The organism is Chitinophaga ginsengisegetis, assembly GCF_900168065.1.
GTDB lineage: Bacteria > Bacteroidota > Bacteroidia > Chitinophagales > Chitinophagaceae > Chitinophaga > Chitinophaga ginsengisegetis.
In genome coordinates this window covers 135732-160316 of the sequence record NZ_FUZZ01000002.1, presented here as the reverse complement: position 1 = coordinate 160316, position 24585 = coordinate 135732, and the positions used below count along the sequence as shown (strand labels likewise).

The 24585-nt window shown below is 48.7% G+C and carries 13 protein-coding genes; 9 read left to right on the top strand and 4 right to left on the bottom strand.

Annotated elements, in window-relative coordinates; genetic code table 11:
- Positions 1 to 2: 2 nt before the first annotated feature.
- Genes B5Z18_RS14365 through B5Z18_RS14355 form a run of 3 tightly spaced genes read right to left on the bottom strand, consistent with a single transcriptional unit; the run spans position 3 to position 5731 of the window.
- Entirely contained in the window at positions 3 to 890 is an 888-nt protein-coding gene (locus tag B5Z18_RS14365; protein WP_159454307.1) for a substrate import-associated zinc metallohydrolase lipoprotein, read from the bottom strand.
- Positions 891 to 923: 33 nt separating this feature from the next.
- Positions 924 to 2351, bottom strand: a complete 1428-nt coding sequence (locus B5Z18_RS14360; RefSeq protein WP_079470179.1) for a RagB/SusD family nutrient uptake outer membrane protein — start codon at positions 2349 to 2351, stop codon at positions 924 to 926.
- 17 nt (positions 2352 to 2368) lie between these two features.
- Positions 2369 to 5731: a SusC/RagA family TonB-linked outer membrane protein gene (locus B5Z18_RS14355; RefSeq protein WP_227024475.1), complete on the bottom strand. Its 3363-nt coding sequence runs from the start codon at positions 5729 to 5731 to the stop codon at positions 2369 to 2371.
- A gap of 378 nt (positions 5732 to 6109) precedes the next feature.
- On the opposite strand from B5Z18_RS14355, the gene B5Z18_RS14350 reads away from it, so the two are divergent.
- Positions 6110 to 6691, top strand: a complete 582-nt coding sequence (locus B5Z18_RS14350; protein WP_079470177.1) for an RNA polymerase sigma factor — start codon at positions 6110 to 6112, stop codon at positions 6689 to 6691.
- A 57-nt stretch (positions 6692 to 6748) separates the two neighbouring features.
- On the opposite strand, the gene B5Z18_RS14345 is transcribed toward B5Z18_RS14350, so the two are convergent.
- A complete protein-coding gene (locus tag B5Z18_RS14345; protein ID WP_079470176.1) occupies positions 6749 to 8587 on the bottom strand; it encodes a hypothetical protein in 1839 nt (612 codons plus the stop codon).
- 632 nt (positions 8588 to 9219) lie between these two features.
- On the opposite strand from B5Z18_RS14345, the gene B5Z18_RS14335 reads away from it, so the two are divergent.
- The 8 genes from B5Z18_RS14335 (at position 9220) to B5Z18_RS14300 (ending at position 24556) form a co-directional block, all read left to right on the top strand.
- Positions 9220 to 11598 carry an ABC transporter permease gene (locus tag B5Z18_RS14335; protein ID WP_079470174.1) on the top strand — a complete coding sequence of 793 codons (2379 nt, stop codon included), beginning with the start codon at positions 9220 to 9222 and terminating at the stop codon, positions 11596 to 11598.
- A gap of 210 nt (positions 11599 to 11808) precedes the next feature.
- Positions 11809 to 12210 (top strand): c-type cytochrome, encoded by a 402-nt coding sequence (locus B5Z18_RS14330; protein ID WP_200817283.1) that lies wholly within the window; start codon positions 11809 to 11811, stop codon positions 12208 to 12210.
- Positions 12211 to 12222: 12 nt separating this feature from the next.
- On the top strand, positions 12223 to 14481 hold the full coding sequence (locus B5Z18_RS14325) for a DUF7133 domain-containing protein (RefSeq protein WP_079470173.1): 2259 nt from the start codon (positions 12223 to 12225) through the stop codon (positions 14479 to 14481).
- 238 nt (positions 14482 to 14719) lie between these two features.
- Entirely contained in the window at positions 14720 to 17191 is a 2472-nt protein-coding gene (locus B5Z18_RS14320) for a glycoside hydrolase family 95 protein (RefSeq protein WP_079470172.1), read from the top strand.
- A 175-nt stretch (positions 17192 to 17366) separates the two neighbouring features.
- The gene (locus tag B5Z18_RS14315; protein WP_200817282.1) at positions 17367 to 17957 is read left to right on the top strand and encodes an RNA polymerase sigma factor; all 591 of its coding nucleotides are present in this window, start codon (positions 17367 to 17369) and stop codon (positions 17955 to 17957) included.
- Positions 17958 to 18048: 91 nt separating this feature from the next.
- Positions 18049 to 19047 (top strand): FecR family protein, encoded by a 999-nt coding sequence (locus B5Z18_RS14310; RefSeq protein ID WP_133256147.1) that lies wholly within the window; start codon positions 18049 to 18051, stop codon positions 19045 to 19047.
- A 299-nt stretch (positions 19048 to 19346) separates the two neighbouring features.
- Positions 19347 to 22769, top strand: coding sequence for a TonB-dependent receptor (locus B5Z18_RS14305; protein WP_159454306.1), 3423 nt, complete (start codon positions 19347 to 19349; stop codon positions 22767 to 22769).
- 20 nt (positions 22770 to 22789) lie between these two features.
- Positions 22790 to 24556 carry a RagB/SusD family nutrient uptake outer membrane protein gene (locus B5Z18_RS14300; RefSeq protein WP_079470169.1) on the top strand — a complete coding sequence of 589 codons (1767 nt, stop codon included), beginning with the start codon at positions 22790 to 22792 and terminating at the stop codon, positions 24554 to 24556.
- Positions 24557 to 24585: the final 29 nt, after the last annotated feature.

The window sequence follows — 24585 nt, the reverse complement described above, 5'->3', positions numbered from 1 at the left end:
AATTATTGATAATAGGCGGCCAGGGCTCTGCGGCATTTGCGTTGCAGGGCATAAAAGTCGATAGACCACGACCGGGCAAAATAGTCCACCACCGCTGCTTCTTTTGCTTTGATGGCTTCATATCCATATGTTCCCGGACCGTCTGTCTGATCGGCCAGAATTTTCTCATAGTTGTCGTATCCATCGTTGCCATTGTCGGCGCCTATCAGGAGGGACGCGACCATTTCCACGAAATCTTCATTCGGGTCCGACTCTGCGTAGGCGGTAATGAACCCGTCCATCCGCGCTTCCTGGTCGGCGATGTTATACCAGTTACCGGTGTACCGTGGTGTGATCTGTTTAAATGAAGGAGGCACCACAATATTCTGATTCAGGATGTGGCCGAACTCGTGGTGCATGGTATGCCCCATCCGTTTCAGCGTATTGGAATCTTTTGCCTGGGTGGTGAAATTGTTAAATTCAAACAGCACCATGGAAGTACCGCCTTCCGCCTGGCCGAGAATAATGGAACCATTACTCAGGTATTGTGCGGAACCTGCTACTTTAAATGTTTTCGGCAGGTATTTTCTCAGGAAAACGGTGCTGCCGGTTTGATCATTATAAGGTCTGAAAGTAACCGCCAGCAAGGCTTTTAGCGCCGGGATCATTTTCTCTGCCTTTGGCGGAACAATTTCGTAAGGAAAGTCCAGCTGACCGGGCAGCCATTTATAATAAACGGCAATGTTATAAGGTACAGTCAGACTATCATGTATAAAGATATCTTCCAGCGTGTTGGCGGTAGAGTCGCCGCCGAGTCCAACGGGAGGTGTGGTAAGGTTCACCTTTTCTTTTTTGCACGCGCTCCCCATTAGTAGCAGGAAGAAGATGCCGGTGATGATATGTAGTTTCATTGGTTTCATTTTAAAAGGTTTACAACAGATGAATTATCGCGGATTCAATGCCATACCGTCGTTCACCGCTTCCGGCGGTAGCTGCAGCAATCGCCTTTTATCGCCGGGTACCAGGGTCGTGTTAAAATTGGGTGAGCCTGTGTGTACTACCGGGATATCGAGACGAAGGATATCGAACCAGCGCAGACCTTCCTGCATGTAAGTGATCCTTTTCATAAAGAGCGTAGTTTCGATCATGGATTGATCCTGTGGCAAGCCATAGAAAGACATCATTTTTGCGATGGTTACGTTGTGGCTGGCTGGATTATAGCCTGAGATATTTTTGCTTACCCAGGTATTCATGTCGGTAACAGCCGCGCTGTAATTCTTTAAACGGATATTAGCTTCAACCCGGTTCAGTAATACTTCATCCATGCTCAGGAGCGACATCACCGTAACGTCCGACTTGAATTTCGGGAAGTTAAAATACTGCGGACCTGCACCATAGATGCTGACTGCCAGGTTACCGCCGGTAACGTTGTTCGACAGGAAATATTCCTGGTTAATTTCAGAGCCTATCCCATAGCGGTAGCTGTAATAGTTGTCCGGATATTTTGTGCCGGGTGCTTCCTGCAGTAAAATATTGGCAGGATTAGATGCGTGGTTGTAGTATACCACCATATCATCGTAAGACATGCCGTAGAATGCATCCTGGTCCCGGATCAGGTTAGCCGGGTTGGCGCTGCCGAAAACAGCGGTGGCATGTGTTACTACTTTTGCATAATCCCGCTTGAATAAATAGAACCGTGCAGCAAAGGCGTTTGCAGCCTGGCGGGTGAAGTGATATTTGGGCGCGTTGGCATACAGTTCATCTTTCAGCAGGGGTAGGCCGGTGGTGAGGTCACTTTCAATTTTCTGGTATACGGCCGCCACGTTGCTCCGGTCATATTTATTGAAAACGGAAGTACTGATGGTGGTCATGTAGGGCACACCCGGATCGTTGGCCGCGGTAGCCGGGTTATATGCTTTGGCAAACAGGGTAACCAGCATAAAGTGGGCATAGGCCCTGCATACGAGCGCTTCTCCTTTTTGTGCGGAATAATTTGCCGAGTCCGGACCGCTGCAGTAGGACAATGCCTGGTTGGCCACTGCAATAGCAGCATAACAGGAGTCCCAGTAGGCAATAGGGCCATCGGCGGAAATATCATCTGCATCCTGGTACTTAAAAGTTTGGGTATTGATCAGGAAAGTTTGCGGATCAATACCTACCCCGGTGTTGCCTTTGTCTTCCACATTATCGCTCATTGCTTCGCAAAACAGCATATAACTGGCATGCGGATACGCAGTAGTGAGCAGCTGGGTAACCTGCTCCGGTGAGGTGATCACCGTCCTGTTATCGGGCAGTGTTTCGAGGTACTTCTTACAGCCAGGTATGGTTAGTACGGCGGTAAACAAGCCTATATAGATCAGTAGTTTTTTCATAATGAATACTTTTTGGATTAAAGGCTTACCCTCAGTGAAACGGTTACCTGTTTGTTGACAGGCATTGCTACCCCGCCGGTATTATAAAATTCCGGGTCCTGCCCGTGCAGGCGTTCATCGGCGTAGATAAGCCATAAGTTGTTTCCTGTAGCCGTGAGTGATCCGCCTTTTAAACCGATGCGACCCAGCAATGGTGCGGGGATCTGGTAACTGAGGGTCACTGATTTTAATCTTACAAATCCACCATCTGCTACGCGGTCGCTGGAAAAGTTATAGTTGTTATACGGATAAGCGGTATTATCCAGCAGATGTGTTTGTGTGTAGATGTCGGCCACGGAGGGGATATTTGTTTTCTTATCATCTCCGGGTAAACTCCATCTTCCTTTAAACTCATTTGGCAGCGAGTTAAAATCGGTGTAGTTGGTAGTGTATACCGGTGTAAGCCTGATCTTATTTCCTGCCTGGTAAGTAATGAGTGCGCTGAGGGAGAAATCCTTATACCGGAAAGTGTTGCTCCATCCGCCGGTGATGGTTGGATCGGCGGGGCCTTCATATTTCAGGTATTTCACATTATGGCTTTGCAGGTATACGCCGGACGAAACGGTGCCGGTGTCATTGATAAAGCGTGCTACGCCGGTGTATGGGTCCAGTCCTGCGTTTTGCAGGGAGAAGAGGCCGCGTACAGGGTAACCTTCCAAAGCACCGCCGCCTTCACCTACCAGGTCGAAGATCACGGGGTTGTTCCTGGCGTTGGTGATGAGGGTATTGTTATAGCTGAAGATGAGGGTACTGGTAAGACCCACATTCTTTTGTGCAATAATTTTGCCGGTGAGCGCTACGTCCACACCATGTGATTTCATATCGGCATAGTTGGCGAATTGGTTTACCTGTCCGCCTACGCCGGAAGTTTTAATCAAACCGATCAGGTCGAAACTTTTTCTCCGGTAGTAGTCGAAGGTGAGTCCGAGTCTTTCTTCAAAAAATCCCATATCAGCGCCGAGGTCCAGTTCATACTTTTTCTCCCAGGTAAGATCCGAGTTTTCCAGTGCCTGTATGAGAATGGCGGTTTGCTGATCGGCAAGATATGGCCGGGCGGTAACAAACGACCGCAGGATGGCGGTGGTATTGGTGGCCGCACCGGTGCTGGCGTTCAGGCCATAGCTGGCTTTGAGCATCAGGTGACTCACCGCTGAGGAATTTTTCAGGAAGTTTTCCTGGTCAATGTTCCAGTTACCGGCAACGGTCCAGGTAGGCAGCCAGCGTGCGTTGGGTGAGCTGCCAAGCCTGTTGGAACCATCTTCGCGGACGGTGGCCTGGAGGGTGTATTTATTTTTATAGGTATAACTGGCGTTGGCATAAAATGCGGTGAACCGGTCGTAGTCGTTGCTCACCCCGTAGTAGGTTTTATTTTTCTCTGTCATTTTTTTGATGAAGAGATAATCTACAAAGGGTGTTCCGCCGCTGTTATACTGATAACCTACGCCTATGTTGTTGGACGTTTGGCGATCGGCGTATTTTACTTCCTGTCCTATCAGCGCGGCTACCTGGTGTTCATCATCGTTGAACGACTGGTTATAGTTAAACTGGTTACGGAAAGTATAATTTTTCAGTTCCACATCATTTCTCCGGTAAAATCCTCCGTAGGGCAGTACTACTACTGCAGGGTCGTTGGGGAAGTCCGGATTTTTGTAGAGGAATGGATTCCGCTGGTTGATAATGCTGTTGCCGTTGGCGCGGTAGGCATTGGCCTCATTGGATTTTTCGTTTGACTTATGTTCCGCACTTGTCCGGGCGTAGCGGATGGCGCCGGTAAAGTCGTAGTTGAAGTGGGAATTGAATTTATAATTCAGGTTGCCCTGTAACCTGAAATCGATGACGTTGAGGTCTGTAAAATTATTTCTCGTTTCGTCAATGATATTAAAGGGGGCAAAGTTCCGCGTGAAGTATTCAAGCTGGCCGTTTTCATCATATGCTCTGAGCGCCCTGCTGGTGCTGAGTGCATAGGAGAAGGGGTTAATGTCGAAGTCCCTGGTATAGGTACCCTGTACCTTGTCCGATACGCGGTCTTCCGTACCTGGTGCGCGTTGCTGGCGTACGTTACCGTTGATCTGGAGGCCGTAGCTCAGTTTATTATTAGGTGTATAGTTGGCGCGCATGTTTACCGTATATCGTTTCACGTTATCTGCGATGGTCCAGCCGGCGTCGTTGTAGAAGCTGGTGGAGAGATAGAGCTGTGACTTTTCGCTACCGGTAGACAGGCTCAGTGAGTGTTCCTGTGTGAGGGAATTCCGGAACAGGATATCGAACCAGTCGGTGTTGGCGTTGGCGTATTGCATGAGCCATTGCTGCCGTGCCTGCGGGGTATTCAGTACAGAAAATTTGTCGCTGCCATCGGGATATTGAAGGAGGCGGCCCAGTTTTCCGTAGATGCCTGAAGTAGGTTCGTTGATCTGTTCGGAATACTGGAGCAGTTGTTTACGTTCCAGTTCCGCGTATACCGACATCTGGTCGGCAGAGTTCATGATATCGTAGTTTTCGTAGGAGGGTTTCAGTTGTACGCCGAAGTTGCCGGTGTAAGAAACTGCGGCCCTGCCTGCCTTACCTTTTTTGGTGGTGATAACGATTACACCGTTCATGGCGCGGGCGCCATAGAGAGCGGTAGCGGCGGCATCTTTCAGGATATCGAAGGTTTCAATATCGTTGGCATTCAGTCCGGCTACGGCAGAACCCAGGAGGGTATTGATATTACCACTGGAGAGCTGTTCGTTGGAAACGTTTACGATATCTTCCAGCACTACGCCGTCTACTACCCACAGTGGTTTGTTTTCACCGGAGATAGAGGTAGCGCCGCGGATACGTACTTTAGGGGCGGAACCGAAGGTGCCGGAAACATTTTGTACGCTCACACCGGCAGCGCGGCCTTCCAGCATACGGCTCACATCCTGTACGCCGTCTATTTTCACATTATCGCCTTTGAGGGTAACGGCGGCGCCGGCAAATTTCTTACGGTCGATATTCTGGAAACCGGTTACCACCACACCTCCCAGCTCTGTTACATCTTCTTCAAGGGAAATAACCAGGTTAGCGGTGGCCCTTACTTCCCGGGTTTTATAGCCTACGGCAGATATTACCAGCGTGGCGCCATCCGGTACATCCAGGTCAAATGCACCTGCCGTATTGGTAATAGCGCCTCTTGTAGTACCCTTTACTTTTACCGAGGCGCCGGGTAATGGTTCCCCTTTATTGTTTCGGATAATGCCATGCACAGGGGTTGCCGCTTTCACGGTTTGCCGCAATGGGCCGGGCGGGAGTTTTTCCAGGGAATCCCTGGCGCTTGCCTGCAAAGAAAGCGCGAGCAGAAAAAGGGACAGTAGCTTCATAGTTAACAGCGATTTAATTGAATATAATCCGGGCAATGTAGGGTAGGGAAACGCACCCAGCTTTCTACATCTCTTGGTTGAATGCATATGAGGCAATAAGGGTTTAATCTTATATTCTGGTTGATATCACTATACCTTCCCGGCAGTATTATTGATGGCTCCGACTTGATAAAAAAGCAAAAACTTACCGGGGATCTTATCTACATCAGTACATTATCATAGTGTATAAGGCTAATTTAACTAAAATTATTATACCATTGAGAGCAAAAAAAGAAGAACGGTCAATTTCGTCCCGGCAGCGGTTACGCATTTTGCCGTAAACGATTTTTACTGTATTTTGCCCCCTCGTTATGGAACTAATCCCATTATTCCAACATCATGCATGATAATGAATTATGGTACTCCTATAAAGAAGGAGATGTAAAAGCCCTGGAAGGATTATATGAACTGTATTATTCCCCGCTCACGAACTACGGATTTAAATTTACGCCCGATAATGTATGCATAGAAGAAAGCATGCAGGATCTTTTCCTGAAGCTATGGCAAAACAGGGAGCGTATTGAAAGTCCGGCGGTGGTAAAGCAGTACCTGTATCTTTCTTTCCGGCGTATCCTGCTTCGTAAGCTGGAGTACAACCCTTCGCGGCATGAAGAGGAGTTGAGTGGGGAACATATTCCTTTTCAACTGGAACTGATTGGCGGGCATCCGATGGTGAGGAAAGAACGCATGGAGGAACTTACTGCCAAAGTAGATATGTTGCTCAACATTTTAACTAACCGGCAACGGGAAGCGGTATTCCTGAAATACTATGAGGATCTTTCCTATGAAGAGATCGCTGACATTATGCACATGAATATTGTTGGCGCGTACAAGCTGATATACCGTGCGCTTGAAAGTTTACGTGAGCAGTTTGGCGACTTCACTTTACTCCTGGTCCTTTATGTGTTAAAACGGGCGTGACAATTGAAATTAGAAGATAAAAAAAGCAGCGAAGATTTTCTTCGCTGCTTTTTTATGTTACGCTGTTTTGCAGAAAGCAATATGATCATGTACCAGTGGTATTTTCTGATAGCCGTTGGTAAGACCTAATTGCAGATCCAGCCAGAGAATATACGCGCAGGGTTCCATACCGGCGGTAGAGAATACCAGGCTGTTGTTGTGGTATTCCGCTGCTGCCGGTGGCGGGCCGCCGTGGAAGGATGCCGGGAGTACGGGGTTGCCTTCAAAGCGGAGGGTGAATGCTTCGATATGCGGGTGGGCAATGGTGTATTGTGCGGTAACGGTGGTGGTGATACCTCCGCAGCCGTGGCCGCTGCCGGTAGTTTCCCCGATTTCGAGCATGGCTGCTGCGAGGATATTTTCATCGCCGGTGTAGCCCCATCCCGGGTGTCTTCTTTGTTTATAATTTACATTGGATACTACAATTTTCTCCAGTGTATTGATGGCGGTGAGTGTGGTGGTACCTACTTTCCGGGCTTCAAAGATAATTTTGAAAGTATGGATGCCTGCTCTTTGTGCGGGTGGCACGGCGTTGCCGGCCACGAGCACAGTGGGTGCGGTGAGATCAAAATTATCCCTTGCGAAGGCCGTGCCGGCGGCATTGAGTGCCAGCTGCGCAGTATTGAGAATAGCCAGTACGCCATTGGTAGGGGTGAAGATACCGGTGGTTAAGTTATTGCCGCGCGGTACGGGAATCCATACTTCACCTGCGCTGTTGAGGGCGGGGGTAACAATTACCGCTTCGTGCGTCCAGGTGGTGGGGCCGGTTTGTTTCAGCAGTTCGCCGATCTTAAATGGCAGCAGGGCGCTGAGCACCTGTGTGGCGCTGAGTTCGTAGCTGGTGTCGGCATTGATAATGCGGAAGCGGTATTCCATTTCATTGGAGTTGGTGCCGCTTGGCAGGGTGCCGTTGAGATCGAGCGGGCCGTAGAAGGAGAGACGGGGTACATCGGTGGTGTAACCCTGTGCATCAAACTGGGCGCCGGTAGGGCCTATGTCGTACGCGCCTACTCTTTCAAAGAGGGCGGGTACTTCATTGTTGGGAGTGATATCGTCTGGTACGCAGAGTTCTATACAGAAGCAGGGACCGCGGTTGGTGCGGTCGGCGCGGTGGCCTACGCTGCGGTCTTCCTTTAGCAGTACGGCGCCTGATACGGGTTCCGTGATGCTGAAATAAAGATCGGGGCCAGCGGGCCATTCTACATTAAGCCAGGGCGACAGGAGCGTTTGGCTGAAGTCGGCCATTGTATAGTCTATCCTGAAATGGCCGGTGGCATCGGTGAGCTGGCTGCCGAGAGGATCGTCCTGGAGCCAGTCTACATCAAAAGCGGCTACCCGTAAGCCTTGCAGGGGCTTCTGGGTTTTACAGTTGATCACGCGGCCGCAGATCACCCATGCATCATATTTAGCGCGGATGAGGCACCACCAGCGGTTTGGGATTACATATTCCCAGGAAGCGAAGAAATCATTTTCCTGTCCGCGCCACCGTGGCTGGAGCGTGGTGATGTGGAACTGGAGGGTAGGCAATGTGCCGGGGTAAGGTTTGGGGCGTGGTACATTGCCGCATTCGAAGTCGATTTCAAAGGCTTCGCCTTCATACTTACTTTCTCTTCCGAGAGAAAAGGCGAAGTTGCCTTCTGCATCCGTGAGGGTTTCTGCCAGCAGGTTGCCGGCTTTCTTTTTGGCTTCTTCTGCAGATACTTCGTGAAAAGTTTCTTTCTCCGCAGCAGTGGCCTGCAGGATTACTTCCCGGGAAACGGCTGCCCGGTAAAGCCTGATCTTAACGTTGGCAATGGCTTCTATGCAGTATTTGTCGCACAGAAGGCCCTTTAAATTGCCTTTAAACTGGTAACTCATGACATTTTATTTTGGGGTTATTTTAAATCTAAAGCAGGTGCTTTTGGGGTGTTCTTCATTAGAATTTTTGGGGGCTGTTTGTGCTGTTATAATGGCGCCTGCTTCTTTAACAAATCTCCACCTAAATTCCTTCGTTATCAAGAGGATAAGTGCGGGAATTGCCAAATGCGTATATATCGCGCGGTGGCGGGAAAGCGCTGATAAGTGGAAAGGTATTTCGGGCATCCGGGATAAAAGCGCTTTTTTGCCGGTCAGGTAGTAATTTTTACAGATTTATAGAAAGATGATCAGCGTTTGCTGGTCATCTTTTTTATGTTAATCATTTTCTTTTAACCTGTTTCTTACGGGTGATTTGCATTGTTCAGAAAAGAGGAAGAAGAAGCAGCAGGAATAGCCATTGCGAAATGGGGCTTCCCAAAGAATTATACGTTAAGTAACGTATATTTTCTTCATTCAGAAGAATTCTTTCCTATGTCCATTTCCGGACACCCCTGTCTTAAATCCGGACAAATTATAATTTTCACGTATTCAATTCCGCCTGATCCTAACACCTCTACCCACTGGCATTTTCTTCGCAGCAGCCCTACGATCCCGTGAGATTGATATCTTTTCAAAATCCAACTTTCCTGCTGATGCTTAAAAACTATCTCAAAATTGCCTGGCGCAATCTCTGGAGAAATAAAGTTTTTTCTTTTATCAATGTAATGGGCCTCACTATTGGTCTTACTGCCTGCTTCTTCATTTTCCTCTATGTACGTTTTGAACTGAGCTATGATAAATTTCACAGCAAAGGAGATCGTATCTACCGCGTTATCTGCGATATAAAAACGCCCAGTGAAATGATCAAGAGCGGAAGTACGCCCTGGCCGTTTGGTCCGGATATGCAGCACGATTTCCCGGAAGTGGAAGCGTTTACACGGTTTAGCGGCGCCAATTTGCTGGTGAAGAAAGGCAACCTGAGTTTCCAGGAAGAGCATTCGTTGTTTGCCGATTCATCTCTCTTCCGGGTATTTGATTTCAAACTCATTTATGGTAACCCTGCCACAGCGCTGAAGGAAGTGAATAGTGTGGTGCTGAGTAAAACAGCGGTGAAGAAATATTTCGGGGATACAGATCCCGTAGGACAAACCGTGCAACTGACCGGCGCTTTGGTACCGGCTACCATTACAGGTGTGATGGAAGACATGCCACAAAATTCCCAGATCAAAGCAGATATGCTGGTGTCGATGTCTACTTTGGTAAGTATGAACCCACGTATCGATAAGGCATGGGGCAATTTTGGCGCAAACACTTTCCTGCTGCTAAAGCCTAATGCAGATCCTGCCGCGCTGACAGCCAAGTTCCCGGACTTTGTAGAGCGGCACAATGGTGATGAGAGAAGAAAAGCCAAAATGTTTTATACCGTTTTGCTGCAGCCGCTGGAACAGATCTACCTGCATTCCGACCGGGACTCTTTTGAAAACGGTAGTATAACGAATGTGTACATTTTTTCCATTATTGCCATTTTTATATTGTTTATCGCCTGTATTAACTTCATCAATCTCACCACTGCAAGGTCGGTAGAGCGTGCAAAGGAGATCGGCATACGTAAAGTGGTGGGCGCTACGCGGGTGGAGCTGATCCGGCAGTTTATCGGGGAATGTGTGCTGTTGTGTTTGATGGCGTTTGTATTCACGGTGGTATTATTCGTAGCATTGCTGCCATCTTTTAACCTGCTGGCAGGAAAAACGGTCAGTACCGGTTTATTTGCCAATGCCTGGTATATCGGGGCATTGCTGGCAGCCGCCGTTGGCATTGGCTTACTGGCAGGTGTGTATCCGGCGCTGGTGCTGTCGTCCTTTAAGCCGGTAACGGTATTGAAAGGCCGGTTTTCTACCGGCACCAAAGGTATTTTTCTTCGCAAAGGATTGGTGGTAACACAATTTGCTATTTCCATTGCACTGATCACGGGTACTATTGTGGTGTATTTGCAAATGCATTATGTGCATAGTAAAGACCTGGGCTTTAATAAGGACCAGGTGCTGGTGATAGATACACATGGCGACCCGGCAAAACATACATTCAGAACATCTATTGAAGATATTCCGAAAGTAAATTCCGTGACCATTTCATCAGGTATTCCCGGCGGAGAAACCAATGGCGCTTATTCAGAAATACAGAATAAACAAGGGGATATGCAGGTAGCTAACCTGGACCTGTATTCCGTAGATTACAATTTTTTGCAGCAATATAAAATGAAGATAGTAGCCGGGCGCGGATTCTCCCGCGACTATGGCAGCGATTCTTCCCATGCCCTGGTGATCAATGAGGCGGCCGCAAAGCTGTTTGGTTACGCTACTCCCGATGAGGCTATCGGCAGGGGCTACCGGCAATGGGGCCACGAAGGCACCATCATAGGCGTGGTAAAGGATTTTCATTTCCGCTCGTTGCAGCAGGATATCAAGCCGCTTACCATCCGGATGGAACCGCAGGATTGTGAAGTGGTGTCAGTGAACGTAGCTCCCGGAGAGCTGTCGGGTACCATCGCGGCTATTGAGCGTAAGTGGAGAACCCTGATGCCTAACCGGCCATTCAGTTATTATTTCCTGGACGAGTTCTTCGACAGGCAATACCGCACGGAAGAACGGTTTGGTAAACTCTTTTTCAATTTTGCCTTACTGGCTATTATTATTTCTTGTCTTGGTTTACTCGGACTGGCCTCCTACAGCGCTATGCAACGCACGCGGGAAATCGGCATCCGTAAGGTAATGGGCGCATCTGTAACAGATATCGTGAACCTGTTATCAAAAGAATTTCTTAAACTGGTATTAATCTCTTTTGTGATAGCCACACCGGTAGCCTGGTATTTTATGCACAAATGGCTGCAGGTATTTGCCTACCGGATCAGTATCGGCTGGTGGGTATTTGCCGTATCCGGCATTATTGCGGGTATCATCGCTATTGGCACCATCAGCTACCAGGCGTTGAAAGCCGCGCTGGCAGACCCGGTGAAAAGTATGCGGGCAGAATAGCGTTAGCAGTTCCGGAAAAACTATTCTTATCTTATCATGAGCACCCTGCTCCGGGGAAATTAACGCGTTTATTAATGCGTTAACGGCTTTTTTTTGTCTTTTTTTTCCGGAAACCACCCGGATTAATCTTTTATTAATCATTTATTATGCCCTCCCGCTTTACTTGCACCAACATTCTATTCCACATTATTTATAATTCTTTATTGAGATATGAAACGTTTAGCTATTCCTCTTTTTTTAGTGATGTGTGTCATGGGTACCGTTAATGCCCAAACGAAACCGGCTGCCAAAAAGGCGACTGTCAAAGCTTCTCCCAAACCAACTACTGCACCGGCTATAAAACCACAGGATATTGAAGAAGGCAAAATGTTGCTGACTAAATCTGATTGTCTTGCCTGTCATAAAGTGGACACCAAAGTAGTAGGGCCGGCTTATGCTGATGTGGCAAAGAAGTATCCGTATTCTGCTGCAAACGTCGACCTGTTGTCGTCCAAGATTATCAACGGCGGTTCCGGTACCTGGGGAGCAGTGCCAATGGCGGCGCACCCCGCGCTGACGGCTGCAGATGCGAAGAAAATGGTCACTTATATTCTCTCTTTAAATGCTAAATAAAGTTCCGCGTTCATGAAAAGAAATTCATTACTGGCAATGATGCTGGCGGGCTTCAGCCTGTTTATTTATCAATGCAGGGTATCCAGTAAAACCAGCGGCATCAAAAAGGATGCAGCCGGCAATATTATAGTGAACCCGCATCCTTCCCCGGTGTATCAAACCGTAAAGGAAAGTATGAAATCCATCCAGGTGCCGGCCGGTTATCACCTGCAGCTGGTCGCCAGCGAGCCAATGATCAAAGAACCCGTAGCGATTGTATGGGACGGCAACGCCCGGATGTATGTGGCAGAAATGCGCACTTATATGCAGGACATCAACGGTACCGGGCAGCGGCAGCCCATCTGCCGTATATCCTTACTGGAAGACACCAACGGCGATGGTACGATGGATAAAAGTTCCACGTTCATCGACAGCCTGGTACTGCCCCGCATGATGTTGTGTGTAGGACATAAGCTGCTGGTAAATGAAACCTTTACCTATAATATCAGGAGTTATGAAGATACCAACGGCGATGGCGTAGCAGATGCCAGTGAGTTGGTGTATAAAAACGACAAGCCCGATACCCGCAACCTGGAACACCAGAAGAGCGGCCTCGTATGGAATATGGACAACTGGATTTATGTAAGCTGCGACCCGGTACGTTATCGTTATGTGAGCGGGAAACTGGTACCGGATAGTTTAACCAATTCACCCGGCGGACAGTGGGGATTAGGAAATGATGATTACGGGAGATTGTATTTCTCCAGTGCAGGCGCCGAAATTCCGGCACTGGGTTTCCAGATCAATCCTGCCTACGGTTTCCTGAATCCCAACGATCAGTACGACCGCGATTTCCTGGCGGTATGGCCCATCATTGCCACCCCGGATGTACAGGGCGGTATGAACAGGTTACGCCCCGATACGACACTTAATCACTTTACCGCCAGCTGCGGGCAGTCGGTGTTCAGGGGAGATGCGTTGCCCGCTGATCTGAAAGGCGACCTGCTGATCTGTGAGCCGGTAGGCCGCCTGATCCGCCGTGCGAAAGTATCTGAAGTGGATGGTAAGATCACGCTGAAGAATGCATACGACGGCCAGCAGGAATTTATCACTTCCTATGATATGAACTTCCGCCCGGTGAATACCGCCACCGGCCCGGATGGCTGTTTGTATATCGTGGATATGTATCGCGGCATTATCCAGGAAGCCACCTGGACAGCTGAAGGCAGCTTCCTGCGCCCGCGCATTCTGCAAAAGGGACTGGACAAAAATATTGGCCGCGGCAGAATTTACCGGCTGGTACACGACGGTTATAAGCCAGATGTGAAACCTAAATTGCTGGATGCGCCTGGCAGTACGCTGATCACCTGGCTTGATCACCCCAACGGCTGGTGGAGAGAAAACGCACAGAAGGAAATTATTGCCAATGGCGACCTGTCTGTAGTACCTGCACTAAAACTTATTGCCACGGGTAAACATACTACCATCGGAAAAACCACCGGTGCACTGGCACGTATTCACGCCCTGTGGACACTGGAAGGTTTGCATGCCATTGATAAAGAAACATTGTTTACCGCCTTTGGCGATACAGACGCGCAGGTGAGAAAAGCTGCCGTATGGATCAGCGAAACCTATCTGAAAGAGAATGATGAAGCCGTAATCAGCAAACTGGCTTCGCTGCAACATGATCCTGCAGCCGCTGTGCAGATACAGCTGGTGTTATCGTTATCTGTAAGTAAATCCGAAAAAGCAAAAGCTTTGCAAACCGCGATGGTGAGTAATTCCGCTTACGCAAAAATGCTGAGCAGCGTTGCTAACAGCGTGGAAGTAAATAACAACACCAAACTGTTTGGCGGCCGCCTGGCCAACATGCCGGCAGCGCATCGTAATCTTATTCTGAACGGGGCTAGTATTTACAAACAGCTTTGTTCTACCTGTCATGGTCCGGATGGCAAAGGCATTGTAGTTGGCGGCGGTACTGCTGCCGCACCGCCTTTCGTAGGTTCCAAACGGGTAAGCGGCGATAAGGAACTGATGATGAAAATTCTGCTCAACGGTTTATCCGGTCCTATCGACGGCAAAACCTACACTGATGTAATGGCGCCCTTTGGCGCTACCAACACCGACGAATGGGTGGCTTCTATCCTAAGCTATGTGCGGTATAACTTCGGGAAAAATGAAAAGGGAAAGTCGCCGGTAGTGGACGTGGAAAGCGTAAAGAAGATGAGAGCGGCTACCGCCGGTCGTGATAAATTCTGGACGCTGGAAGAACTGGAGCAATCTGCCAGGTAGATCAACGGAGAATATCATCATAATCCCCTGCTATCCGGCAGGGGATTAGTTATTAATATGAAAGGATGCTGTATGTAAAGAATTGCAATTATAAATTGTATTTTGATCCGGCAAGCGGATTTTTCCGGAGAAGAAATGCCGCAGGCCTAATGACCGGGCGGCAATAAGCCCGGTAACCAGTTCGGCGTTTTGAAAGAAAACCGCCGGAGTAATTTATTCCACTTAACTGTAAAAACTCATGCGAAGGAACAAACACACTATAGCCGTTTGCGTTATAGCATTGCTAACATCGCTGCCCGCGTTGGCGCAGCGCACGGAGCTGAAACTCAGGTACGACCGCCCCTCAGGCAAAGTATGGGAAGCGGCACTGCCGGTAGGCAACGGCCGCCTGGCTGCAATGGTATATGGTAATCCCGGAAGTGAACTGATACGGCTAAACGAAAATACGGTATGGAGCGGCAGCCCCAACCGCAATGAAAATCCACATGCGCTGGCAGCGTTGCCGGAAATCCGCCAGCTGATTTTCGAGGGCAAAATGAAAGAGGCCAGCGATATAGCAGCAAAAAATATCCAGTCAGAAAAGATCAACGGTATGTGCTATCAGCCGGTGGGCGACCTGGAACTGGCATTTCCCGGTCATGAGCAATACACCGGTTATGAACGGGAGCTGGATTTGCAAACAGCAGTAGCCGCTACCAGCTATACCGTAAACGGGGTAAAATATACCCGGCAGGTATTTGCCTCTATACCGGACCAGGCGATTATTATACAGCTTACCGCCAGTAAGCCCGGCAGCATTACTTTTAACGCCGGCATGAAGAGCCCGCAAAAATCGAATATAGTCACCAGCGGAAATAATGAACTGGTGTTATCCGGTATCAGCGGGGATAAAGACGGTGTGCCGGGTAAGGTGAAGTTCCAGTCGCAGGTAAGATTTAAAACCAGTGGTGGTAAAACTGCCACCGATGGTAACACTATCAATGTTACCGGCGCTGATGCGGTGACTATCTACGTGTCAATTGCCACCAACTTTGTAAACTATGCTGATCTGAGCGGCGATGAAGTAAAGCGTACCACGGCGTATATGTCGAAGGTATGGCCAAAGCATTTCGCAAGTCTTTTGAAAGATCACATAGCGACTTACCAGCACTTCTTTAACCGGGTACAGCTGGACTTAGGTACCACCGATTCTATCAAAAATCCAACAGACATCCGCCTCAGGGATTTCAGGAATGGCAATGATCCGCAGCTGGTAACGCTGTATTTCCAGTTTGGCCGCTACCTGCTGATAGCCGCTTCACAACCGGGCGGACAGCCGGCAAACCTGCAGGGAGTCTGGAACCCGCTGATGAATCCACCGTGGGGAAGTAAGTATACTATCAACATTAATACAGAAATGAATTACTGGCCTGCGGAAGAAACAAACCTTTCTGAAATGCATGAGCCATTGATACAAATGGTGAAGGACTTATCTGTTACCGGCCGGGAAACAGCAAAGGTAATGTATGGCGCCGGTGGCTGGGTAGTGCATCATAACACAGATCTGTGGCGTATTACAGGCCCGGTAGATCCTATTTATTACGGGTTGTGGCCAATGGGCGGCGCATGGTTAAGCCGGCATACGTGGGAGAAATATTTGTTTAATGGCGATAAGAAATACCTGCAAACCGTGTATCCTGCCTTAAAAGGCGCCGCGCAGTTTTACCTGGATTTTCTGGTAGAAGAGCCGGTACATAAATGGCTGGTGGTATCGCCTTCCATGTCGCCGGAAAATAATCCGAAAGCCTATCCCGGCGTATCTATATCGGCAGGCACCACGATGGACAATCAACTGGTATTTGATCTGTTTACCAATACCATCCATGCCGCAGAAATCTTACAAACTGATAAAGCGCTGGTGGAAAAAATGAAGGCGGCACGTAAGCGTTTACCACCTATGCAGGTGGGGCAATATAACCAGTTGCAGGAATGGTTGCAGGATCTGGATGATCCAAACGACAAACACCGTCACGTGTCACATTTATTCGGATTGTATCCTGCCAACCAGATCTCGGCCTACCGCACGCCTGCTTTGTTCAGCGCTGCGCGCACCTCGTTGCTGCAACGCGGCGATGTGTCTACGGGTTGGTCGATGGGCTGGAAAGTGAACCTCTGGGCGCGTTTGCTGGATGGCAATCATGCATGGAAACTGATTAAAGACCAGCTCACCCCATCGGGCGTAAATAAAGGAGAGAACAGCGGCGGTGGTACTTATCCCAATCTTTTTGATGCGCATCCTCCTTTCCAGATTGATGGGAACTATGGCTGCACCGCAGGAATCTGTGAAATGCTGCTGCAAAGCCAGGATGGCGCTATCCACGTGTTGCCGGCCCTTCCGGACGACTGGAAGAATGGCCGTGTGAGCGGCTTACGTGCGCGTGGTGGTTTTGAGATCAAGGAAATGGTGTGGGAAAATGGTCAGTTAAGTAAAATCACAATCCGTTCCACGCTTGGTGGCAACTGTCGCCTGCGCGTACCTAATGCGTTGCAGGAAAACGGACAACTGAAAGCAGCTGGTGGCGCTCAAACTAATCCTTTCTTCGAAGTAGCGCCAACTGCTCCTGCATTGGTGAGCAACAAAGCAAAGGTAGAGGAGTTGCCTTTGCCCAATACGATATTGTATGATTTGGATACGCAGGTGGGGAAGACGTATACTTTTGTAAGGCAATAAATAATTAATATCTTTTGTGTAAGCAAAGACCGGTGGGGGCTTCCTTCGTCGGTCTTTCCTGTTTGTTGATGTACGATTTTGAAAAAAAAGTTTACTTTCGGGTTATAGCGTCGAAGGATCATTTAAGGAGTCAACAAATCAGATCAACCACCATTATTATTTTATACTACCGGATTTGGAAAATACTAGGGAATCACTGGATGTGCAATTGATTCTTCGGCTACAGGCGGGAGATGAGACGGCGTTCCGTGAAGTGTTTGACCGGTTTAGTCAGAAGATATACGGGTTGGCTTGTCATTTCCTGAAGAACAAAGACCAGGGCAAGGAAGTGGTGCAGGAAACGATGTTGCGACTTTGGGAACACCGGTTAAAGCTGAGTGTGGACTATGCCCTTGCCCCTTATATATATACTATTGCACGACGGGTTGCCTTAAACCTGTTACGGCAGGCCGCCAGCAGCCGTGCAGCTTCCCTGAAACTCTGGGAATCTATTCCTGCCTACCATAATGATACGGAAGAAACCGTGCTGGGCGCAGATCTCGAAAGGATCACGGGACAGATATTGAATATATTGCCTCCCCAGCAACAGGAAATTTTCCGTTTAAGCAGGTTTGAAGGGCTCACCTATGAAGAAATAGCCGTTCGTATGAATATCTCTCCCCATACTGTTAAATACCACATGATGGCTGCGCTGAAGGTATTGCGTACCCATTTTAACGAAGCCGAAATTGTTTTTGGCTTCCTGGCATTCTCCCTGTTATTTTAAAAAAAATATTTTTTTTGACTACCCGACAGGTATCCCCTGCGTGTATTGCATTATACCGGCTTTTTTCTGCCCGGGATAAATTGTATTTCACGTGGATGAACATCGTATACATCTTTTGTTGACAAAACTGGCAGGCAACACCATCAATGAACAGGAATTTGAAGAATTGATGTTGCTGTTGCGGCAGGCTGAATCTGATGATGCCGTTCAGTCGCCATTCGACAAAACCTGGTCGGGGCTCACACCGGCCACGCAGCTGTCGCCCGGAGAAGCCCGGTCACTCTATGATCAGATTAAAGAGAACCCCCGTTTTTCCCAAACGGAGGATGTTCCTGTTTTAAAACCCCATCGCTGGCTCGCCTATGCCGCGGGGATACTGGTACTGATCGGTGCTGGCCTGGCCGCCTGGCTGCTCATGAAACCATCCCGGAAACCTGCTTTGGTATATGAGGAAGTATGGGCGCCCGCAGGCAAGCGGGTACGGCTGGTACTGGAAGACAGCACCGAGGTGTGGCTGAATAACGGCAGTAAACTGCGATATCCTGTTGCCTTTACCGGTAATACCCGGGAATTGTATGTTGAGGGAGAAGCCTGTTTTGATGTTACCCGCAGGGATCAGCAGCCGTTTATTGTGCATAGTGGTAATGTGGCGGTGAAGGTGCTGGGAACAGTGTTTAATATACAGGCCTACCAGCAGGCGCCGCTGGCGGTAACGGTGGTTAGCGGAAAAGTGAGTGTGGCAGCAGGAACTACGGCATTAGGCGTATTACATCCCAACGAAAAACTGGAATATGAAGCAGTAAGCCGGCGTGCAAAAATTGATACGGTGAATGCGGAAAACCTGCTGGCCTGGAAAAAAGGAGAACTTATTATGGACGATGTGACAATGGAGCAGGCCGCCGCCATCATTGGCCGGTGGTATAATGTGCAGGTGGAATTGGGGAATGACGCCATCCGCAACTGCCGTTTTTCCCTTTCTTTTTTGCATGGGGAAAGTATCGGGGAAGTGATGAAAATGATCTGCGAATTGAACGGATGCTCGTGGAAGATGAGAGGCAGCGCTATTATTATCAGTGGAAAGGGATGTTAACACGGTTTACTTGTATTCATCATCATAATCACGTACCATGAAAAAGTTCCACTTCGATTAGCCTTTACAGCGGCAAAAAAATACGTTATGAAATCAGTTTAAAAAAGTATCGCCGTGGAGGCAACCACGACGATACCTGAAAATTGGTTACAGGTGCAGGCAAGCACCCGTAACCGGATGGTTTTTAAACTCAGTATGTCAACCGATTAAAACCAAACAAATCTATGATTTTTTCAGTAAGTAAGGGACGGATGCGCCCTTATGAGCGTCTTATCCTGAACAAAACAATCCTTTGGATTATGAGATGTTCCACGATAACACTGGCCATATTGCTTTTTGGTTGCCAGTTACTGATGGCAGGCAGAACAAACGGCCAGGATATCCACCAGACAAAAATTGCACTGGGTGTTTCCGGCAAAAGCCTCGAAGCCACGTTAAAAGAAATTGAGCAACGAACAGATTTCCGTTTTGGTTACAGGGTTGCGGAACTAAGCCGCATCGGGCAGGTAAACCTGCCTGCGGGCACACGGACCGTTGCTGCCACACTTGATCTCTTGCTGGCAAAAACAAACCTCACCTACCGGCAAAACGACCGGTATATTTTTATTGTACCAAAGCCGGCTCCTCCCAAAACGGTGGTGCAGGAAAAGCGTATAGCCGGTACGGTTACCTCTACCAAAGGTGAATTGCTTCCGGGGGTAAATGTGCGACTGAAAGGCACCTCTACAGGCGCTAATACCGATGCGGAAGGGCACTTCAATATCCCTGCCGGCAACAATGAAAATGCTATCCTGGTATTTTCCTTTATCGGGTATGTTACGAAAGAAGTACCTGTTGGCGGACAATCCCGTATCGATGTGCAGTTGAAAGAAGGCTCCACTGCGCTTGGAGAAGTCATTGTAGTGGGTTATGGCACGCAACAGAAAGCAACTACTACCGCAGCGGTATCTACTGTGAAGGGAAAGGATTTTGCACAAAAGCCGGTGGTCAATCTTACCAATAACCTCGTAGGACGTGCGCCCGGCATTATTGCAGACCAGGGCAGCGGCGAACCTGGCCAGGACGGCTCCCGGCTTCGTATCAGAGGCACCTCCACGTTAGGCAACGCCAACCCCCTGCTGGTAGTGGATGGCATTTACCGTGATTTTTCGCGGCTGGACCCGGCCTCTATTGAGTCTGTCACCGTCCTGAAAGACGCGGCAGCAGTAGCGCCTTATGGCCTGGCTGGCGCCAACGGCGTGATACTGGTAACCACTAAGAAAGGTAAAACCGGTGTGCCTACGTTGTCCTATAATGGTTATGCAGGCATCCAGAATCCAACACGCATGCCCAAAATGGTTAATTCCTGGGAGTACGCATTATTAACCAATGAAGCCAACCGGAACAGCGGATTAAATCCGGCTTTTACACCGGAAGAAGTAGAGCAATATAGAAAAACTGTTACAGGCGCAGCAGATGCTGATCCCGACAAATACCCCAACAGCAGCGGGCTCCGGGATGTTATACAAAGAAATGCACTGCTCACCAATCACAATCTGCAGCTTTCCGGCGGAACAGAAAAAGTCAGGTATTTCACCGCCTTCAGTTATACTAACCAGGACGGACAGTTTTCTACCACCAACCTGAAAAAATATAACGTATTGGCCAACCTGGATGTACAGGCTACCAGCACTACCCGCGTAGGGCTATCGCTGAGTGGCTGGGTGGAAAACCAGCAGTATTCCGGTTATGCCGATCCTTACAACGGAGATGCCAACAACCGCTATGCTGCCGCCGGCGGAGGAATTATGTACCAGGCATTCAGAACGCCGCCTACATCTGCTATTTACTATAGTAATGGATTGTGGGGAAGTTATATTACCAATTCACTTGTGGGTACCATTAACCATAGTGGCTATGTGAAAAACGAGAATACGCAGATTATGACCACCTTTTCAATAGAGCAGCAATTGCCTTTCCTGAAGGGCCTTAGCGTTAAAGGAGTGGCCAGCTACGATCCCTATACCACGTACACCAAAGTATGGCAAACACCTATACCAACCTACAGCGTAAACTTCAGCACTAACCCATACGAATATACGCAACGGCTGATTGGCCCTGCGAAACCGTCGCTCCAGCTGAGCAACAGCCAGAATAAAGCGTTTACCTATCAGGGGTATATCAACTACCACAACACCTTCGGGGCGCACGATATTACATTCCTCGGCGTAGCTGAATCTCGCATTCAGAAAGGCTGGAACGTAGATGCCAGCAGAAGGAATTACCCGATAGATATTGATGAACTGGACAGGGGAGGGGTGGCCAACGGTGATATCAGTAATGGCGGATCCTCTTCTGAACAGCGGCAGGTGGGTTATGTATACCGGTTGAGTTACGGTTACGCCGGTAAGTACCTGGCGGAAGTATCCGGCAGGTATGACGGTCATTATTATTTTGCTCCCGGTCGTAAGTACGGTTTCTTTCCGGCGTTTTCACTGGGCTGGAATATAGGCCAGGAGAACTTTATAAAGGATCATTACAGCTGGATCAATTTGCTGAAGGTCCGGGCCTCCTATGGAGAATCCGGGAATCTTGCCGGCGGTCCGTTCCAGTATATGAGTGGTTATGCCGTTTATAATAACGCAGCAGTATTAGGTAATGCGCTTACTACAGGGATCTATGAAACGATCCAGGGAAATACCTTTATCACCTGGGAGCGGGCAAAGAAAACAGATATAGGTGTAGATGGAATTTTGTGGGATGGCGCCCTCTCGTTCGGCGTGGATTATTTTTATGAAAAGCGTTCAAACATGCTGGTGCCGCCCACGGTAACAGTGCCGGCAGAATACGGTACAGGGCTCTCTGAATTAAATGCCGCCATCATGAGTAACCAGGGGATTGAGCTGAGCGTGGGTACTGCGCATACTTTTTCCAACGGGTTAAAGCTGGAAGTAAACGGCAACTTTACCTATGCACAGAATAAGCTGTTACAGGTATTTGAATCGGATGCCACTTTTAATAATCCCAACCGCCGTCGTACCGGCCGGGCCAATGGCACCCAGTTTGGATTGAAGGCGCTGGGCTATTATAAACCCGATGATTTTAATGCAGATGGAACGCTGAAAGCAGGTATTGCTTCGCTGGCCAATGCACCGGTGAAGCCGGGAGATCTCAAATATGCAGACCTGAGTGGCCCGGATGGTAAAGCCGACGGCGTGATAGATGATAATGATGAAACCGTGATCGGTCGCCCCAATGGCGTACCGCAAATGATCTTCGGCTTATCTCCTGCTATCTCCTGGAAAGGTTTCGACCTGAACCTCCTGTTACAGGGCGCCGCGCAGATCAGTTTGCCGGTAGGTGGCAACCTGGTGTATCCTTTCGACCAGCAAGGATCTGCCAGCAAATTATACTATGATAATCACTGGACGCCAGCCAACCCGGATGCATTGTATCCACGTACTACCAATCAGCCAGTGGCCTATAATACCCGGTTCTCTTCCTGGTGGGTGCGGGATGCATCTTATCTGAAACTGAGAAGCGCGGAATTTGGTTACACCCTGCCGTCTTCCCTCACCAAACGCTGGTATATGCAACAACTCCGCATGTATGTATCCGGACAGAACTTATGGACATGGACGCCGAATATGAAGGAGATGATTGATCCTGAAGCCCGTTCTTCTAACGGACAATATTATTTCCAGCAGCAGGTATTTTCATTCGGACTGAACGTAACCTTTTAATATCCAAACCGTCAACAGCCATGTTCAAGATAAAACAATACCTTTTAATACTGACTGCCACCCTCCTGTTCATTTCCTGTAAAAAAGATTTCCTGGATGTACAGGCGCGTGACAGGGTGGGAGATGATGCAGTATGGGCATCTACCAATAATGCCGATCTCTTTCTCAATGATATTTATAACCAGTTGCCGGATATGAATAATGAAACGGAACACCTGGAACAGTATACGGATAATTCGGATGTAGGCGTTACCTGGATGGCCGGTTACAGCAGTATCCGGGTAGCCAATATCACGCCTTCCAACCTGCCCCGCGGACCGTGGGATATGTGGTACTGGGGAAAAGAAAGTAACAACGACAGTCGCACCGGGAATTACGAGAAGATCCGGAAATGTAATCTCTTTATCACGAAAGTGGGCGCATCTGCGTTGCCGGAGGATTATAAAAAGGAAAGGATCGCCGAAGCGCGCTTTTTAAGAGCTATGTACTATCACTGGTTATGGATGGCTTATGGTGGCGTGCCTGTTATTACCAATGTGCTGGATAATCTTACCCAGGGGGATGATATTTATGTACCAAGAAGTACCTCAAAACAAACATTTGAATTCATCGATAAAGAACTGGGGGAAATTGCAGACATCTTACCTGAAAAACAGTCAGAACCCGGCAGGGCTACCAAAGGCGCTGCACTTACCCTGAAAGGATGGTGTGAACTGTTTTATGCCAGCCCGTTGCGCAATTCCGGTGATGTGGCCAATCCCGGCGGCGACCTTGAAAGATGGAAACTGGCCGCGAAAACCAATAAGCAGGTAATAGATCTTGGAGTATATGACCTTTATCCCGACTTCCGCAACCTGTTCCTCCGGGTAGGCAACAACAGTACAGAATCCATTTTTGCCAGGCAGTATATGGAAGGAAAAGGCGGACAGCTGGAAGGTAAGGAAGGACCTACCATTGTAAACGGTGTACAGCAGGCATGGGGTAATTTTCAACCTACACAGGAACTGGTGGATGAATTTTCGATGGCCAACGGTAAAGCGATTTATGAACCGGGTTCGGGCTATAATCCGCAGCAACCATACGTAGGAAGAGAAAAAAGATTTTATCAGACTATTCTCTTTAATGGTTCGCCCTGGCAGGGTGATACCCTTCGCATGGTAGTAGGGCTCGGACGAAAAACTGCCAATGAAATTGATCTGGGATATACCAGTGATGTTACCCATACTGGTTACTATGCCTGCAAGCGGCTGGACGAAAAGATCCTGGGGAGTGATAACCGCGCCAACAGTACCTCTTATCAGAACTATATGTTTTTCCGCTTTGGAGAAGTGTTACTCAGTTTCGCAGAAGCAGAAAATGAAGTGAACGGACCTACTGCGGAAGTGCTGGCGGCGGTGAACAAGGTGCGCACACGCGCCGGTAACCTGCCCACAGTGGAAGCCACCTACGGAACAGTGAATAAACAGCAGATGAGAGATATCATCCGCCGTGAGCGCAGGGTGGAACTGGCTTTTGAAGACAGGCGCTGGTGGGATGTGCTGCGCTGGAAAATAGCGGACCGTATGATGGATGGTTCAACAGGTGTGTTAAACCGGCCGGAAAAAGGCATGGTTATAACGGGAACGGCTACCCTCACTTATACGCCGGTGAATGTGAGCAACCGCCTGTTCCTGCCAAAGATGTACATCATGCCTATTCCGCAGCATGTACTGGACCGTAATCCGGCGATCCGTGCCCAGAGCGGTGGGGAAGACAACTGGCAGAACGGGCAGAATCCCGGGTATTGATTTTTGCAGCAACCTTCTTTAATTCCGAT

What these genes read in the sequence shown, in the direction of transcription:
- B5Z18_RS14365 (WP_159454307.1), bottom strand. Translation starts at nt 890, where the DNA reads ATGAAACTACATATCATCACCGGCATCTTCTTCCTGCTACTAATGGGG.
- B5Z18_RS14360 (WP_079470179.1), bottom strand. Translation starts at nt 2,351, where the DNA reads ATGAAAAAACTACTGATCTATATAGGCTTGTTTACCGCCGTACTAACC.
- B5Z18_RS14355 (WP_227024475.1), bottom strand. Translation starts at nt 5,731, where the DNA reads ATGAAGCTACTGTCCCTTTTTCTGCTCGCGCTTTCTTTGCAGGCAAGC.
- B5Z18_RS14350 (WP_079470177.1), top strand. Translation starts at nt 6,110, where the DNA reads ATGCATGATAATGAATTATGGTACTCCTATAAAGAAGGAGATGTAAAA.
- B5Z18_RS14345 (WP_079470176.1), bottom strand. Translation starts at nt 8,587, where the DNA reads ATGAGTTACCAGTTTAAAGGCAATTTAAAGGGCCTTCTGTGCGACAAA.
- B5Z18_RS14335 (WP_079470174.1), top strand. Translation starts at nt 9,220, where the DNA reads ATGCTTAAAAACTATCTCAAAATTGCCTGGCGCAATCTCTGGAGAAAT.
- B5Z18_RS14330 (WP_200817283.1), top strand. Translation starts at nt 11,809, where the DNA reads ATGAAACGTTTAGCTATTCCTCTTTTTTTAGTGATGTGTGTCATGGGT.
- B5Z18_RS14325 (WP_079470173.1), top strand. Translation starts at nt 12,223, where the DNA reads ATGAAAAGAAATTCATTACTGGCAATGATGCTGGCGGGCTTCAGCCTG.
- B5Z18_RS14320 (WP_079470172.1), top strand. Translation starts at nt 14,720, where the DNA reads ATGCGAAGGAACAAACACACTATAGCCGTTTGCGTTATAGCATTGCTA.
- B5Z18_RS14305 (WP_159454306.1), top strand. Translation starts at nt 19,347, where the DNA reads ATGAGATGTTCCACGATAACACTGGCCATATTGCTTTTTGGTTGCCAG.
- B5Z18_RS14300 (WP_079470169.1), top strand. Translation starts at nt 22,790, where the DNA reads ATGTTCAAGATAAAACAATACCTTTTAATACTGACTGCCACCCTCCTG.